The organism is Pseudomonas sp. Pmew2 (assembly GCF_058129885.1).
In genome coordinates, this window is record NZ_CM176702.1 from 3,393,412 (window position 1) to 3,408,382 (window position 14,971).

A 14,971-nucleotide genomic window follows, 5' to 3' on the forward strand; every position below is an offset into this window, starting at 1 on the left:
CCCTGACATTCGCTTGCGAACGTCAGTCAGGATTCGAGTCATGCGTTTTGTTTTTTCATCGTTGCTCGCCTTCACGCTGACCTTCGTTTGCGTTGTTCAATCGCTGTCTGCAGCACCACAACACGCACTGACCGTTTACGGCGAGGCCCCGCGCTACCTTGCCGACTTCAAACATTTCGATTATGTGAACCCGGACGCCCCGAAAGGCGGCAGCATGCGCCGCTCGGCCATTGAAATAGGTCAGTTCGATCACTTGATGCCGTTTACCGACAAAGGTATGGGGGTTTCGCAGATCAATGGCCTGCTCTATGCCCCGCTGGCCATACGCTCTATGGATGAGCCTTATACGGTCTACGGACTTGTCGCCGAGAAAATGGAGCGTGGTGCAGACGGCCTTTCCTTGCGCTTTTACCTCAACCCGAAGGCGCGTTTCGCGGATGGCACCCCGATTACCGCCGACGACGTCAAGTACACCTACGAACTGCTGATGACCCAAGGCAACATGCAATACCGGACCCAGTTTGAGGCGGTCAAAGGCCTGGAAGTCGAATCCCCCTTGCAGATCCGTTTCGACTTCAAGCACAGCGACAGCCGCACCCTGCCCCTGGACCTCGCTTCACTGCCGGTATTCCCCGAACACTGGTGGAAATCCCGCGACTTCGCCAGTGGCGCGGGGTTTGAAGTTCCTCCGGGCAGCGGGCCTTACACCATCAGCCATGTCGACCCGGGGCGCACCATCACGTTTCAACGCGACCCAGGCTGGTGGGGCAAAGACCTGCCGGTCAGCAAAGGCCTGTACAACTTCGACACCTTCAGCATCGAGTATTTCGGCGACATTGACGTGGCACGCACGGTTCTCAAGGGCGGGGCCTACGACTACAACCGCGAGTTTTCAGCGACCGGCTATTCAATTCGCTATGACGGCCCGGCACTCAGTGACGGTCGCTTGCAGAAGGCCCAACTGGCCAAGGGCGCGGTGCAAAGCTCACAGGGCTTCGTATTCAACCTGAGCCGACCGATGTTTCAGGACCGCCGCGTGCGCCAGGCGCTGTCGTTGCTCTGGGACTTCGAATGGACCAACCGGCAGATGATGCGCAACATGTACATTCGCCAGGACAGCTTCTTCTCCAACTCGGAGCTGGCTGCCAGCGAATTGCCTACTACCGCCGAACTGAAAATCCTTGAGCCGCTGCGTGGCAGGGTCCCTGACCAGGTGTTCGACAGCGTGTTCAAGGCACCAAAAACCGATGGCACAGGCTTCATTCGCGACAAGCAACTGCAAGCACTGGCGCTGATGAAAGAGGCTGGCTGGACGCCGCAGGGCGACCAACTGGTTAACGCACAGGGCGAACCCTTCAGCTTTACGTTTCTCAACGCACAGAATGGTTTCGAGCGGATGCTGCTGCCGTATAAACGCACGCTGGCGCAGATCGGCATTCATTTTGATATTCGTCGCATCGATTCCGCGCAATACCTCAACCGGGTAATGGCCCGCGATTACGACATGATTGTCACCGGCTACCCGGTATCTACCTCGCCCGGGGCCGAGCTGTACAACAGCTTTGGTTCGAAAGTAGCGATGGACCCAGGCTCCAGCAATTACATGGCGCTTCAGGACCCCGCCGTCGACACCTTGATTGCAGGCCTGCTCAAGGCCGACAACAAGCAGGCCATGACCGACTATGCACATTGCCTGGACCGGGTACTACAGTGGAACTACTACTGGATTCCCAACTATTACCCGCCAGGCTCCTCCACCGTCTGGTGGAACCGTTTCGGCATTCCGAAAATCCAGGCCAGCAACAATGAAGCCATCGAAACATGGTGGGAAATCAGCCCGACGCCATTGACCAATGAGCAGTTCGCTGAAAAACGCGGTGCCTCAGCCATCGTTTCGGAGATGCACTGAATGCTCGGCTATATTTTGCGTCGCCTGCTGCTGATCATCCCTACTCTGCTGTGCATTTTGCTGGTCAACTTTTTCATCGTGCAGGCCGCGCCGGGCGGCCCTGTCGAACAGGCTATTGCGCGCTTGCAGGGAATTGGCGGTGCGACCGTGGGCGCCGGTGCGAGCGAATCGGCCGGTGCCGGACACTCCCGAGCGTCCCGAGGACTGGACCCGGTACTGATCAAACAGATCGAACATCAATACGGTTTCGACAAGCCCTTGCATGAGCGGCTCTGGCTGATGCTGAAGAGTTACGCCCGACTGGATTTCGGCAACAGCTTCTTTCGCGGTGCCACGGTCACCGACCTTATTCTGCAAAAAATGCCGGTCTCCATATCATTGGGCCTCTGGGCGACGTTGCTGACATACCTGGTATCCATCCCGCTGGGTATTCGCAAAGCGGTCAAACATGGCAGTCAGTTCGATATCTGGAGCAGCACCGCGATCATCATCGGTTACGCCACGCCAGCCTTCCTTTTCGCCATGCTGCTGGTGGTGGTGTTCTGCGGTGGCACGTCACTGAACTGGTTTCCGGTGCGCGGGCTGGTCTCGGACAACTTCGAGCAACTGACCACCGTCGGCAAGATCGCTGACTATTTCTGGCATTTGGTGCTGCCTGTTTCAGCGCTGGTGATCGGCGGTTTTGCCACACTGACCCTGCTGACCAAACATTCCTTTCTCAACGAAATAACCCGTCAGTATGTGACTACCGCCCGCGCCAAGGGTATGAGCGAGCGGCGCGTGCTCTATGGCCATGTGTTTCGCAATGCAATGCTGCTGGTTGTGTCGGGTATTCCGCAGGCGTTCATCAGCGTGTTCTTTGCCGGTTCGCTGCTGATCGAGGTGATCTTCTCGCTGGATGGCCTGGGCCGCATGAGCTATGAAGCGGCCGTTTCGCGGGATTATCCGGTGGTGTTCGGCTCGCTGTTCATCTTTACCGTCTTCGGCCTGCTGATAAAACTGATTGGCGATGTCTGCTACACGCTGGTTGACCCCCGAATCGACTTCAGCGCGAGGAATGCATGATGCGTAGCCTCTCGCCGCTGGCCCGTCGCCGTCTGGAGCGCTTTCGCAGCAATCGCCGGGGCTGGTGGTCGCTGTGGCTGTTCTGCGCACTGTTTGCACTGACTCTGGGCGGTGAGCTGATCGCCAATGACAAACCACTGATGGTCAGTTACCAGCACTCGCTCTACTTTCCGGTGTTCAAGCGCTACACCGAGCAACAATTTGGCGGCGAACTGCCCTTCCAGCCGGATTACCGCAGTGACTACGTGCGCCAGTTGATCACCAAGGGCGACGGCTGGATGCTGTTTCCGCCAGTCCCGTTCAGTGACGACACGCCCAACTATGAATTGACTACCCCGGCCCCCAGCCCGCCCTCAGCGAACAACTGGCTCGGCACCGATGATCAGGCGCGCGATGTACTGGCGCGGGTCATTTTCGGCGCTCGGGTGTCGATCCTGTTTGCGCTGGTCCTGACCTTCATCAGCGCGCTGATTGGCATCACCGCTGGCGCGCTGCAAGGCTATTACGGCGGCTGGGTAGACTTGCTCGGTCAACGTCTGCTGGAGGTCTGGTCCGGCTTGCCGGTGCTGTACCTGCTGATCATCCTGTCAGGCTTCGTCGAACCCGATTTCTGGTGGCTGCTGGGCATCATGGCGCTGTTTTCCTGGCTGACGCTGGTTGATGTCGTGCGCGCCGAGTTCCTCCGTGGGCGCAACCTGGAGTACGTCAAGGCAGCGCGTGCACTGGGCCTGGGGGACCGGAAGATAATCATGCGTCATATCCTACCCAACGCGATGACTGCGACGCTGAGCTATCTGCCGTTCATCCTCACCGGTGCCATTTCGACCCTGACCGCTCTGGATTTCCTGGGCTTCGGCATGCCAGCGGGCAGCGCTTCACTGGGCGAACTGATCGCCCAGGGCAAGCAGAACCTGCAAGCGCCCTGGCTGGGCCTGACAGCGTTCTTTGCCCTCGCGTTGATCTTGACGCTGCTGGTATTCATAGGCGAGGCGCTGCGTGATGCCTTTGACCCGAGGTCCTGATATGCCGGAAAACCTGATCGAAATTCGCGACCTGAGCGTTGCGTTCAGCGGGCAAAAGGTCGTCAGCAACCTGAGCCTGGACGTACGCCGCGGTGAATGCCTGGCGCTGGTGGGTGAATCCGGCTCCGGCAAGTCCGTCACTGCGCACTCGATCCTGCAACTGCTGCCGCACAACGGTACGCTGACCACTGGCAGCATCACCTACCGGGGTCAACAACTGGTGGGTGCCGACCAGCGCACCCTGCGCGAGCTGCGTGGCAACCGCATTGCCATGATTTTCCAGGAACCGATGACCTCGCTGAACCCGCTGCACAGCGTGGCCCGACAGATAGGCGAGACGCTTCTGCTGCATCGCGGCATCAGTGGCCGTGAAGCGCAGAAGCGCATTGTCGAACTGTTGGAAATGGTCGGCATTCAGCAGCCGGAAAAACGCCTGAAAGCCTACCCGCACGAACTGTCCGGAGGCCAACGCCAGCGGGTGATGATTGCCATGGCGCTGGCATGCGAGCCGGAACTGCTGGTTGCCGACGAACCGACCACTGCACTGGACGTCACCGTGCAACGCAAGATCCTCTTGCTGCTCAAGGAGCTGCAGCAGCGCCTGGACATGTCGCTGCTGTTGATCAGTCATGATCTCAATCTGGTTCATAGCGTGGCGCAGCGCGTCTGCGTCATGCGTGCCGGCGAGATTGTCGAGCAGTCCGATTGCAAGTCGTTGTTCAAATCGCCGCAGCATCCTTACAGCCGCCTGCTGCTGGATGCCGAACCTGCGGGCGAGCCGCTGCCACGCGACACGCGGGAAACGGTTCTGCAGGTCGATAACCTGAAAGTCTGGTTCTCCCTGACCGGCGGCATTCTGCGGCGGCACAAGGAGTACCTCAAGGCGGTGGATGACATCAGCCTGAGTATCGAGCGCGGCAAGACCCTCGGCATCGTCGGCGAATCGGGTTCCGGCAAGTCGACACTGGGCCAGGCGATCCTGCGCCTGCTGGAATCACGCGGCGGTATCCGCTTCCGCGGGCAGGCGCTGGACGGCTTGAGCCAGAAACAGATGCGCCCGTGGCGCAAAGAGATGCAAGTGGTCTTTCAAGACCCTTATGGCAGCCTCAGCCCGCGCATGTCAGTGGCGCAGATCATCAGTGAGGGCCTGGAGGTACACAGCCAGTACAACCCGACGAAATGCGATGCAGAGGTCATTCGGGCACTGGAAGAAGTCGGCATCGATCCGCAGAGCCGGCATCGCTACCCCCATGAGTTTTCCGGCGGTCAACGTCAGCGTATCGCCATTGCGCGGGCGCTGGTGCTGAAACCAGCGCTGATTCTGCTCGACGAGCCTACCTCGGCGCTGGACCGCACCGTGCAGAAACAAATCGTCGCACTGCTGCGCGAGCTTCAGGAAAAGCACGGCCTGACGTACCTGTTCATCAGTCATGACCTGGCGGTGGTCAAGGCGCTCGCCCATGATGTCATCGTGGTAAAGGACGGCAAGGTTGTCGAGCGCGGTGCCAGCCACGATGTGTTCGAATCACCGCAGCACCCCTATACACAGGAATTGCTGGCTGCTGCGCGCCCTGAATAATCTGGTCCACAACGAAGCTTCTGCCCGGAGGGCGCAGGAGCTTCACCGATTTACGCCTGCGGCCCCGGCGCGTCGTCATCGACCAGCCCCCACTCGGCGGTACTTGCCGTGCTGCTGCCGATCGGGGCCGGGGGCGGCGCCGTCAGGCTGGCGACTCCGCCTTCACTGTGCAGTTTGAGGCGCAGACGAACGTTGTTCTGCGAGTCGGCATTCTTCAGCGCTTCCTCCTCGCTGATCGCCCCCTCGACGGCCAGATTGAACAACGCCGTGTCGAAGGTCTGCATACCGAGGCTGCCGGATTTCTCCATGATGCCCTTGAGTTCGGTCAGTTCATTGCGCTGAATCAGGTCGCGAATGGTCGGCGTGCCCATCATCACCTCCACCGCTGCGCGACGTTTGCCGTCCGGGGTTCTAACCAGCCGCTGGGACACGAACGCCTTGAGGTTATTGCCCAGGTCATGCAGCAACTGCGCACGACGCTCTTCCGGGAAGAAGTTGATGATCCGGTCCAGCGCCTGATTGGCGTTGTTGGCATGCAGGGTCGAGATCGCCAGGTGGCCGGTGTCGGCAAACGCCAGCGCATGCTCCATGGTCTCGCGGTCACGAATTTCGCCGATCAGAATCACATCCGGAGCCTGACGCAACGTGTTCTTCAGCGCCGCGCGGAAACTGCGGGTATCGACCCCCACCTCGCGCTGGTTGACGATGGACTTCTTGTGCCGATGGATGAATTCGACCGGGTCTTCAATGGTGATGATATGGCCGCTGGCGTTGCGGTTGCGGTAATCGATCAGCGCTGCCAACGAGGTCGATTTGCCCGAGCCGGTGGCACCGACGAACAACACCAGGCCGTGCTTTTCCATGATCACATCGAGCAGTACAGGCGGCAGGAACAGGTCCTCGAAACGCGGAATATCCAGCTTGATATTCCGCGCGACGATGGACACCTCGTTACGCTGCATGAAGATATTGATCCGGAACCGGCCGATGCCCGCCAGCGAAACAGCAAGGTTCATCTCCAGTTCGCGCAGGAATTCGAGCTTCTGCTCCTCGTCCATCAGCCCCTGGGCAATCACCGCCACCTCGCCCGGTTTGAGGGTTTCACTGCCCAGCGGCTTGAGCACGCCGTTGAACTTGGCGCACGGAGGCGCTCCGGTGGAAAGATACAGGTCCGATCCGTCCTGACTGGCCAGAATCTTCAACAGCGCCGGAAAATCCATAATCAATACCGTACAAAATGAAGTAAAAAGACGACGACCGTCATGACGGCACGCGTGACGCGCGGGCGTCGCTCAGCAAGAGCAGGCATAATGGCAGCCTTTTGCAGCAGGTGATATTGCGACATGAAAGCCCAAGCCCGCCATATTCTGGTGAAAACCGCCGAAGAGGCCGAACAGCTCAAGCTGCGCATTGCCAAGGGTGAGGCGTTTGACGTGCTGGCTAAAAAGCATTCTAGCTGCCCATCCGGCAAACGTGGCGGTGATCTGGGCGAAGTCAGGCCTGGGCAAATGGTCGGTGCCATCGATCAGGTGATCTTCAAGAAGCCGCTACGCGTGGTGCACGGCCCGATCAAAAGCAAATTCGGTTATCACCTGGTGCAGGTCTTCTATCGCGACTGAGCCACAGGTCAAAAGCTGAAAAACCCCGAACCGGTTGAGGTTCGAGGTTTTTCGGGCCTTGACGAAAGCAGTGATTATTTCGGCGAAATCGCCCCGTCCACCAGCACTTGAGCTTCTGCCACCAGGCGCTTGAGGTGATCTTCGCTGACAAAACTCTCGGCGTAGATCTTGTAGATGTCCTCGGTGCCTGAAGGGCGTGCCGCAAACCAGCCGTTTTCAGTCATGACTTTCACGCCACCGAACGCCTGATCATTACCTGGCGCGTTGCTAAGCACCTTCTGAATCGGCTCCCCCGCCAGCTCGGTGGAAGTCACCTGCTCTGGCGACAGCTTGCTCAGCAGCGCCTTCTGTTGCGGGTTGGCCTTGGCGTCGACGCGGGTCGAGAACGGCTCGCCCAGCTCGTCGGTCATGGTCTTGTACGTTTCGCTTGGGTCACGACCGGTACGGGCAGTGATTTCCACAGCCAGCAAGGCAGGAATCAGACCGTCCTTGTCGGTGGTCCAGACAGTACCGTCGCGGCGCAGGAACGAGGCGCCGGCGCTTTCTTCACCGCCAAAGCCCAACGAACCCTCGAACAGGCCCTGCGCGAAATACTTGAAGCCGACCGGCACTTCGTACAGGCGTCGACCCAGGCGCGCAGCCACACGATCAATCATGCCGCTGCTGACCACAGTCTTGCCGACTGCCGCATCGGCGCGCCACTCAGGACGGTTCTGGAACAGGTAGTCGATGGATACCGCCAAGTAGCTGTTGGGCGTCATCAGGCCACCGCTCGGGGTCACGATGCCGTGGCGGTCGTGATCCGGGTCACAGGCAAATGCCACTTGATAACGGTCCTTGAGACCGATCAGGCTCTGCATGGCATGGCTGGAAGACGGGTCCATACGAATCTGGCCGTCCCAGTCAACGGTCATGAAACGGAACGTAGGATCGACAAACTTATTGACCACATCCAGGTTCAGGCCGTAATGCTCGCCAATCGCCGACCAGTAGTTCACCCCGGCCCCACCCAGCGGGTCGACACCGAGACGCAGACCCGAATCGCGAATAGCGTCCAGATCAATGACGTTCTTCAGGTCGGCTACGTAAGTGTTGACGTAGTCATGGCGGTGAGTGGTGTCGGCACGCAGTGCTTTTTCATGGCTGATGCGTGAAACGCCAGTGACTTTCTCGGCCAGCAGTTCGTTGGCCTTGTTCTCGATCCACTTGGTGATATCACTGTCAGCCGGGCCGCCATTGGGCGGGTTGTACTTGAAGCCACCGCTTTGCGGCGGGTTGTGCGACGGCGTGATGACGATGCCATCAGCCAGCCCCGAAGTACGGCCACGGTTGTAACAGATAATGGCGTGAGACACCGCAGGGGTTGGCGTGTATTCATCGCCTTGCGAGATCATCACCTCAACGCCGTTGGCGGCCAGCACTTCAAGAGCGGTGGCAGCGGCTGGCGTGGACAACGCATGAGTATCAGCCCCAAGGAACAAAGGGCCGTCGATACCATTTGCCTTTCGGTACAGGCAGATCGCCTGGCTGATAGCCAACACGTGCCATTCGTTGAAGCCCAGATCGAACGACGTGCCACGGTGTCCGGAAGTGCCGAACGCAACGCGTTGAGTAGGTACCGATGCATCAGGTTGACCGGTGTAGTAAGCCGTGACCAGTCTCGGAATATCGACCAGTAACTGCGCAGGTGCCAGCTTGCCGGCGAAAGGACTGAGACTCATACAACCTCCACTAAGAAATGAAATACAGAGAAAAAATAAAGACTTGCTGCAGGTAAAAACATAATCGATGCGGCAGTTTACTGGCAGTTCGACAGCACTGCTTGAGTATCGATCCCTAAGCCGTTGACGTTTCAGGCCGCCACCACGCCGGAAACAGCTGCCTGACCTTGTGCTCGGCAAAACGATCGTCGATCAGCATCACCACGCCACGATCACTCTGGCTGCGGATCACCCGTCCAGCGGCCTGCACCACCTTTTGCACGCCGGGGTAAAGATAGGTGTAGTCGTAGCCAGCACCGAACAATGCGGCCATGCGCTGCTTGAACTGCTCGTTGACCGGGTTGAGCTGCGGCAGCCCCAGCGTGGCGATGAACGCGCCGATCAACCGTGCGCCCGGCAAGTCGATGCCCTCACCAAAGGCACCGCCCAGTACGGCAAAACCGATGCCCTGACTGCTCAGGGTAAAGCGGTCGAGAAACGCGTGACGCTCACTCTCGCCCATGCCCCGCGCCTGCTGCCAGAGGGTGATGTGCGGATGAGTCTGCGCCATCAGTTCAGCCACTTGTTGCAGGTAATCAAAACTGCTGAAAAACGCCAGGTAGTTACCTGGCCGCGCTTCGAACTGCTCCGCCATCAGCTCGACAATCGGTGCCAGCGAGGCCTGACGATGAGTGAAACGGGTGGAAATGCGGCTGACAATCCGCACGTCGAGTTGGTCGTGATTAAACGGTGATTCCACATTGATCCACGCTGTGTTGACCGGCAGCCCGAGCAGGTCCGCATAGTAATGCCGCGGGTTGAGCGTTGCGGAAAACAGCACGGTGCTGCGCGCAGCGGTCAGGCGCGGACGGATGAAGCGTGCTGGAACCACGTTACGCAGGCTGAGGCGCGACAGGATGCGCTTGCCGCCCGCCTCGCGCCGGGTGATGTCGAATATGAAATGCTCGTCGAACAGCTCGGCGATGCGTGCAAAGCCGATGGCTTCCAGATAGAAACCCTGCAACGTGCCATCCACTGCCTGCGGGTGCTCGTTGAAATGATCACCGATGGTCGAGATGCACTGGTTCAGGCTGCCGATGAATTTTTCCGGTGCCGCCGAATACGCCTGATAGGCAGCGGGCTGCACTTTGTGCAGCGCATTCCATTGCCGGTCGAGACGCTGCAAGGCTTTTTTAACGGGTTCGGGCGACGTCTGGATCAGGGCTTTCAACTGGCTCTGATCAAGACTGGCGCTGTACATCTGCCGGGCCCGCTCGACCATGTTGTGCGCTTCGTCGACCAGCACCGCCACGCGCCACTGATTGAGCTGGCCGAGGCCGAACAGCAGCGCACTGAGGTCGAAGTAATAATTGTAATCAGCGATTACTACATCAGCCCAGTGTGCCAGTTCCTGGCTGAGGTAATACGGACAGACCTGATGCCGCAATGCGGCCTCGCGCACGCTGGCCTGATTCAGCCAGGGCGACTCAAGTGCAGCGGCGCGGGCCGCTGGCAGACGATCGTAAAAGCCATTGGCCAGTGGACAGGAATCTCCGTTACAAGCCTTGTCCAGATGCTCGCAGGCCTTGTCCCGCGCCACCAGTTCCAACACCCGCAGCTTTAGCTCCGGCGCACTGTGATTGATGACCTCAAGCGCATCCAGTGCCAGCCGACGCCCGGGAGTCTTGGCGGTGAGGAAGAAAATCTTGTCAAGCTGCTGACCGGGCGCCGCCTTGAGCAATGGAAACAGCGTGCCCACCGTCTTGCCGATGCCCGTGGGTGCCTGAGCCATCAGACAACAGCCGGTGCTCACCGCCTTGTACACCGACTCGGCCAGCACCCGTTGCCCGGTTCGAAAGGACGCGTGAGGGAACTTCAGGCTGCCCAGCGTCTTGTGCAGCGCCTGCGTATGCGCCATCTGTTGCTGCGCCCAGCCAAGGAATATCGTGCACTGTTGCTCGAAGAACTGTTGCAGCGTCGTTGCACTGAATGGCTCGCGAATCAGGGTTTCCTGCTCGCTGACAATGTTGAAATACACCAGTGCCAGCGTCACTTGTTCAAGTTGCAGACGCTGGCAAAGCAGCCAGCCGTAGACCTTCACCTGTGCCCAGTGCAATCGACGATGGTTGGCGGGCATCGCATCCAGCTCGCCGCGATAGGTCTTCACTTCTTCCAATTGATTGCGACCGGCGTCGTACCCGTCCACCCTGCCCCTTACCGTCAGCTCGCGATAGTCACCACTCAATGAGAGCTCGGCCTGGTAGTCAGCACCGCGACGCGACGCGACCGTGCGGTGTCCGGCAATCCCTTCCTGAGCCGTGGGTGATGGTGTGAAGCGCAGGTCAAGATCGCCGACCTTGGCGGTGAACTCGCACAGTGCGCGCACGGCCACGACATAACGTGCAGGCGAGTCACTGATGAGGGCTGGCTCGGAGTCGGGTTTTACAGGGGCGGTCGGGGTCACTGCGCTGGGAAGCCGTAGGTTGTGAATACTGGACAGGCGTCCAGTTAACAGCCTTGAATCACGTCTGGCAAACATAAATGGATCGACGGCTTGCGATGTCAGTGCCTAGTGCAGACGCGCCTGCGTTAACGCTTCTCCCAACGCGGCCAGGCGCGCGGCCGGATCCTGACTCCAGTCGATGGCGTAGCTGACCCATAAATGCTGCCCATAGCGGTTTTGCAAACTGAACAGTTCGCCGGGAGTAATGACGATGCGCTGGGCCAGCAGCCTGTCGAAGACCTGGCGCATGTCTACGGGATGCATGCTCTCGGCCCAGACGCCGCAGCCGCCCTCGAGTACCTGATAACGCAACGTTCCAACCGTCTGTTCATCCAGTTGCCTCGTCATCGACTGCATGCGTCTGGCCAGGGTTTCTCGCAACGCCATCAGTTGCCTGTCCAGACGACCACTGCTGCACAGCCTGGCAATGGCTCGCTGACGAATCGGCGGCAGTTCGAATGCTCGCAGCCAAAAATACTGCTGCCAGCGCACCTCAAGGGTTTTGCACAGCAGATAGCCGTAAGGGGCTTCAGGCCCAAGACTCTTGTCAAATGCGCCGATAATCACCAGACGCTGCGGGTCAACCCAGTGGCGCAGAGGGATCTGCTCGTAAGCAAATTGCACACCCGCATGGCTGTCATTTTCCAGCACCCAGACTTGATGGCGATTTAACGCTTGCGCAACGGCCTCGCTGTTACCCGGAGGGCGCATGCTGCCTCGCACCGGGTTCAGTAAAGAAGGCAACACGGCAAGCCCGATATCATTGTCGCGCAACAGGTTATCGAGTCGCGCAGGATCAAGGCTGCCGGTCTCGTGCAGTGGCAGCTCGATAACGCGAATGTCGAACGATTGCAGCAAGCGCAGCAACGCCCAGGCGCAGGGCGACTCCACCAACACCACAGTGCCACGCAGCCCCAACGTTTCGATAACGGCCTTGAACGCCCCATGCAGGTCTGGAGCGATATAGACATTGTCAGCGTGCCAGCAGTGTTCTGCATCACGGGTGTAGCGGGCTGCCAACGCGGTGCGCAGCTCTGGCTCGCCGAGCGGCTGAAAACCTGGCTCCCGCAGGCGCGGATAATGCCGAGTCAGTTCTCGCTCCATTGCCGGTAGCGGACTTTCCTGTGCATGCAGAAGGGTCGGTTCATCGCAACCCAGCAGCGACATGCCCGGACGACTGGCGTTATCGCACAGTACGTGTAACAGATCGCCATCGCTGTCAGAACATGCCCGCCCCGCCCTGTTCCCGCTGCACGGTGCCGAGTAATAGCCCGACTTGGGAAGCGAATAGACGCGCCCTTCCTTTTCCAGTAGCGAATAGGCGCTTTGCACCGTGGATATAGATACGCTCAGTCGCTGCGCCAGCTGTCGCAGTGATGGCATCTTCAGCGCCAGCTCGCCTTGTTGCTGGTCAACCAGCCGCACCAGATAGCGGTAAACCGCCTGGTAAGCGAAATCCATGTTGTTTTTCATCCAGGTATCCGCCGCTCAGCCAGACCAGGCTTTAGAAAGTCGCGACATGACTGATGCCGGTTGCCGACAGCAGCCATGATCCGAAACTGGTTCAGCGCCCGGAAAGCATCTCGACCACTGCCTGACCGGTCGCCGGGTCAACGGTCATGATTCGGCGTTTGTCAGGATCGGCAGCGCGAATTCTGGCGATGATCGAATGCGGGTCATCGAAGTTCACCCGTTGTTTGCCGTAAAGGTTTTGCAGCGATTGGAGGCTCAGACCGCTGATATCCACCAGCCACTGCATCACTTGATCCGGGGCCGTCGAGCCCGAGAGCACCTTGTGCAGATCCGGCAGTGCCACCAGCATGCCGGGATGGCAGCGGCGCAGAAATGATTCAAGGCCATCGCCCTGATTGACGAATGGCGAGAACAGCATGCAGACCAGTTGAGTCTCTTTCAGGCCAAACCCCTCCTGAGCGAAGCCTGAGGCCAGCTCGCGACGCGTCTCGATTCGCGCCCGCCCGGCATAAGCGCTGAGCGCCTGATCGATCAATCGTGGCGGCATCTGCTTTCTGCGCATCAGCGATGTTGCCAGCTCAAGGTATTCGGCTATCCCGTCGGCATAATTTCGCTCTTGCAGGTACTGCGCAGTCAGGCCCCGCATATGAGCCATCAGCAAAGGGTTGGCGCAATCGGACTCACTGAAGCTGAACGACAGATCATCGAAGCGGAAATCAAGGAATTCAGTCAGCAGGTTCCAGTGCTCGTCTGCCTTGCAACTGACCAGATCGGCGATGGTGATAAAGGCTGGCGCGTTGGCTTTTTCAGGGACCGCTATGGATCGGTTTGCCCGCGGGCTGTCTTCGCCGTCCCCGTACAGTTCGTGGTAATACGCTTGGCCGATCGTGTCGATGACCTTGAGTACGCCAGTCAGCGTCTGGTTGCCCCAACTGCCCGTGTATTGCCCGGTGCGCTGGGCCAGACGCATGATCCACGTCGCGTACTGCCGCTGCTCCATGCGTGAATCGCCGCTGACCACAGCATCGACACCGTTACCCCAGCTCAACGCGCGCCCCAGAAATTCCGCCAGCCCCAGATAGCAGGTATTGCAAAACGTGGTGCGCGCGTCACCTGCGGACAGATGTCCACCGAGCAGCATGTCCAGGCGATTCTGCTCGCGCCCTGCGCTGGAAAAAGGCAGATCCGGCTCGAAGGCCTGGGTGTACTGGTTGTCGATCACCAGCGTTTCGACGCGCGGGTCGTCATACAGAAACAATGCTGAATAGGTGCGGTTGATGTTATCCATCACCGCGGGTGTCATTCCCGCGTGGCGTCGATTGGCGACCCGCAAATTGAACGTACCGGGCGATCGACAGGCAATGCTCAACTGGGCGGCGCGCAAAAAGGCCAGCGTGTAGGCACTGTCCTTGCCACCGCCGAACGCCACCAGCACCTTGAAACCGGAAATTCGCTCGATCCCGCCAGCCGCGACAATCAATCGCTGAATCAACAACTGCAACGCCGTGCGTTCCGCACGGGTGAAATACCCCAGCAAACGTTGCAATACTTGCTGATAGACGTAATTCATTGCCTGTTCGTGGATAGAGCTCATTGTGTGTCACCTGCCTGTCGCTCAAAACGCGACACGGTGCAGGCAGAACATTGAACATCAAGCTGACAACCAAGTTTATAGTCGAGCATGACTCATTCCCTGAGTGGTAATTACCGACGCATTATCAATATCGCGAACACAATTACAAGACACAGTTTGTGCTTAAAAACAGTACAGCCTTCCGAACGTTCTCCCCGCCACTAAACTTACTGTTTAATACCTCGATTACTTGCATACTGCGCGACTGACTCACCACGGCGCAATGCCGCCAGCCATAAGGCTGGCCGCTCAAGGCGCTCCAGTGACCGGCAGGCTTTGCGCTCAATCATGTTTTCATCAAAGCTCGTAGGAAATAACATTTATGGATCACGCTAACTGACAGAGCCAATAAACCTGAATAAACAAATTGAGCCTGACGTAAACTTATCTGTTGTGGTTATCTTTTTTTAATTCTCACTCACCGTTAGCGCACCCACACAGGCTCGACGATGCGTTATTCAAATGACG

10 protein-coding genes are annotated in these 14,971 nt (G+C 58.8%); 5 read left to right on the top strand and 5 right to left on the bottom strand.

The annotated features are described in order from the left end of the window. Positions 1-40: 40 nt before the first annotated feature. The 4 genes from AC4ANK_RS15455 to AC4ANK_RS15470 are packed head-to-tail and all read left to right on the top strand — an operon-like array spanning position 41 to position 5,575. Positions 41-1,909 (top strand): extracellular solute-binding protein, encoded by a 1,869-nt coding sequence (locus AC4ANK_RS15455; protein ID WP_002553339.1) that lies wholly within the window; start codon positions 41-43, stop codon positions 1,907-1,909. Further along, positions 1,910-2,974: a microcin C ABC transporter permease YejB gene (locus AC4ANK_RS15460; protein WP_002553338.1), complete on the top strand. Its 1,065-nt coding sequence runs from the start codon at positions 1,910-1,912 to the stop codon at positions 2,972-2,974. After that, positions 2,974-3,996 (top strand): ABC transporter permease, encoded by a 1,023-nt coding sequence (locus AC4ANK_RS15465; RefSeq protein WP_005732025.1) that lies wholly within the window; start codon positions 2,974-2,976, stop codon positions 3,994-3,996. The genes AC4ANK_RS15460 and AC4ANK_RS15465 overlap by 1 nt, the downstream gene beginning before the upstream one ends. Before the next feature lies 1 nt (position 3,997). Next, positions 3,998-5,575 (top strand): ABC transporter ATP-binding protein, encoded by a 1,578-nt coding sequence (locus tag AC4ANK_RS15470; RefSeq protein WP_031594725.1) that lies wholly within the window; start codon positions 3,998-4,000, stop codon positions 5,573-5,575. 50 nt (positions 5,576-5,625) lie between these two features. Here the strand turns inward: AC4ANK_RS15470 and AC4ANK_RS15475 are convergent, their stop codons facing one another. Beyond that, positions 5,626-6,795, bottom strand: coding sequence for a PilT/PilU family type 4a pilus ATPase (locus AC4ANK_RS15475; protein ID WP_002553335.1), 1,170 nt, complete (start codon positions 6,793-6,795; stop codon positions 5,626-5,628). Between the two features lie 123 nt (positions 6,796-6,918). On the opposite strand from AC4ANK_RS15475, the gene AC4ANK_RS15480 reads away from it, so the two are divergent. Then, on the top strand, positions 6,919-7,194 hold the full coding sequence (locus AC4ANK_RS15480) for a peptidylprolyl isomerase (protein ID WP_002553334.1): 276 nt from the start codon (positions 6,919-6,921) through the stop codon (positions 7,192-7,194). Between the two features lie 74 nt (positions 7,195-7,268). Here AC4ANK_RS15480 and pgm read toward each other — a convergent pair whose 3' ends face one another. From pgm to AC4ANK_RS15500, 4 genes are all read right to left on the bottom strand, one after another. Next, positions 7,269-8,915 (bottom strand): phosphoglucomutase (alpha-D-glucose-1,6-bisphosphate-dependent), encoded by a 1,647-nt coding sequence (gene pgm, locus AC4ANK_RS15485; RefSeq protein WP_460385048.1) that lies wholly within the window; start codon positions 8,913-8,915, stop codon positions 7,269-7,271. A 115-nt stretch (positions 8,916-9,030) separates the two neighbouring features. Then, the gene (locus AC4ANK_RS15490; protein ID WP_002553332.1) at positions 9,031-11,358 is read right to left on the bottom strand and encodes an ATP-dependent DNA helicase; all 2,328 of its coding nucleotides are present in this window, start codon (positions 11,356-11,358) and stop codon (positions 9,031-9,033) included. A 105-nt stretch (positions 11,359-11,463) separates the two neighbouring features. After that, positions 11,464-12,870, bottom strand: a complete 1,407-nt coding sequence (locus AC4ANK_RS15495; RefSeq protein WP_002553331.1) for an aminotransferase-like domain-containing protein — start codon at positions 12,868-12,870, stop codon at positions 11,464-11,466. 91 nt (positions 12,871-12,961) lie between these two features. Then, positions 12,962-14,464, bottom strand: coding sequence for a hypothetical protein (locus tag AC4ANK_RS15500; RefSeq protein ID WP_002553330.1), 1,503 nt, complete (start codon positions 14,462-14,464; stop codon positions 12,962-12,964). Between the last annotated feature and the right edge of the window lie 507 nt (positions 14,465-14,971).

Bases quoted from the DNA above. Each gene is read 5' to 3' on its own strand.
- AC4ANK_RS15455 (WP_002553339.1), top strand. From the start codon at position 41: ATGCGTTTTGTTTTTTCATCGTTGCTCGCCTTCACGCTGACCTTCGTT.
- AC4ANK_RS15460 (WP_002553338.1), top strand. From the start codon at position 1,910: ATGCTCGGCTATATTTTGCGTCGCCTGCTGCTGATCATCCCTACTCTG.
- AC4ANK_RS15465 (WP_005732025.1), top strand. From the start codon at position 2,974: ATGCGTAGCCTCTCGCCGCTGGCCCGTCGCCGTCTGGAGCGCTTTCGC.
- AC4ANK_RS15470 (WP_031594725.1), top strand. From the start codon at position 3,998: ATGCCGGAAAACCTGATCGAAATTCGCGACCTGAGCGTTGCGTTCAGC.
- AC4ANK_RS15475 (WP_002553335.1), bottom strand. From the start codon at position 6,795: ATGGATTTTCCGGCGCTGTTGAAGATTCTGGCCAGTCAGGACGGATCG.
- AC4ANK_RS15480 (WP_002553334.1), top strand. From the start codon at position 6,919: ATGAAAGCCCAAGCCCGCCATATTCTGGTGAAAACCGCCGAAGAGGCC.
- pgm (WP_460385048.1), bottom strand. From the start codon at position 8,915: ATGAGTCTCAGTCCTTTCGCCGGCAAGCTGGCACCTGCGCAGTTACTG.
- AC4ANK_RS15495 (WP_002553331.1), bottom strand. From the start codon at position 12,870: ATGAAAAACAACATGGATTTCGCTTACCAGGCGGTTTACCGCTATCTG.
- AC4ANK_RS15500 (WP_002553330.1), bottom strand. From the start codon at position 14,464: ATGAGCTCTATCCACGAACAGGCAATGAATTACGTCTATCAGCAAGTA.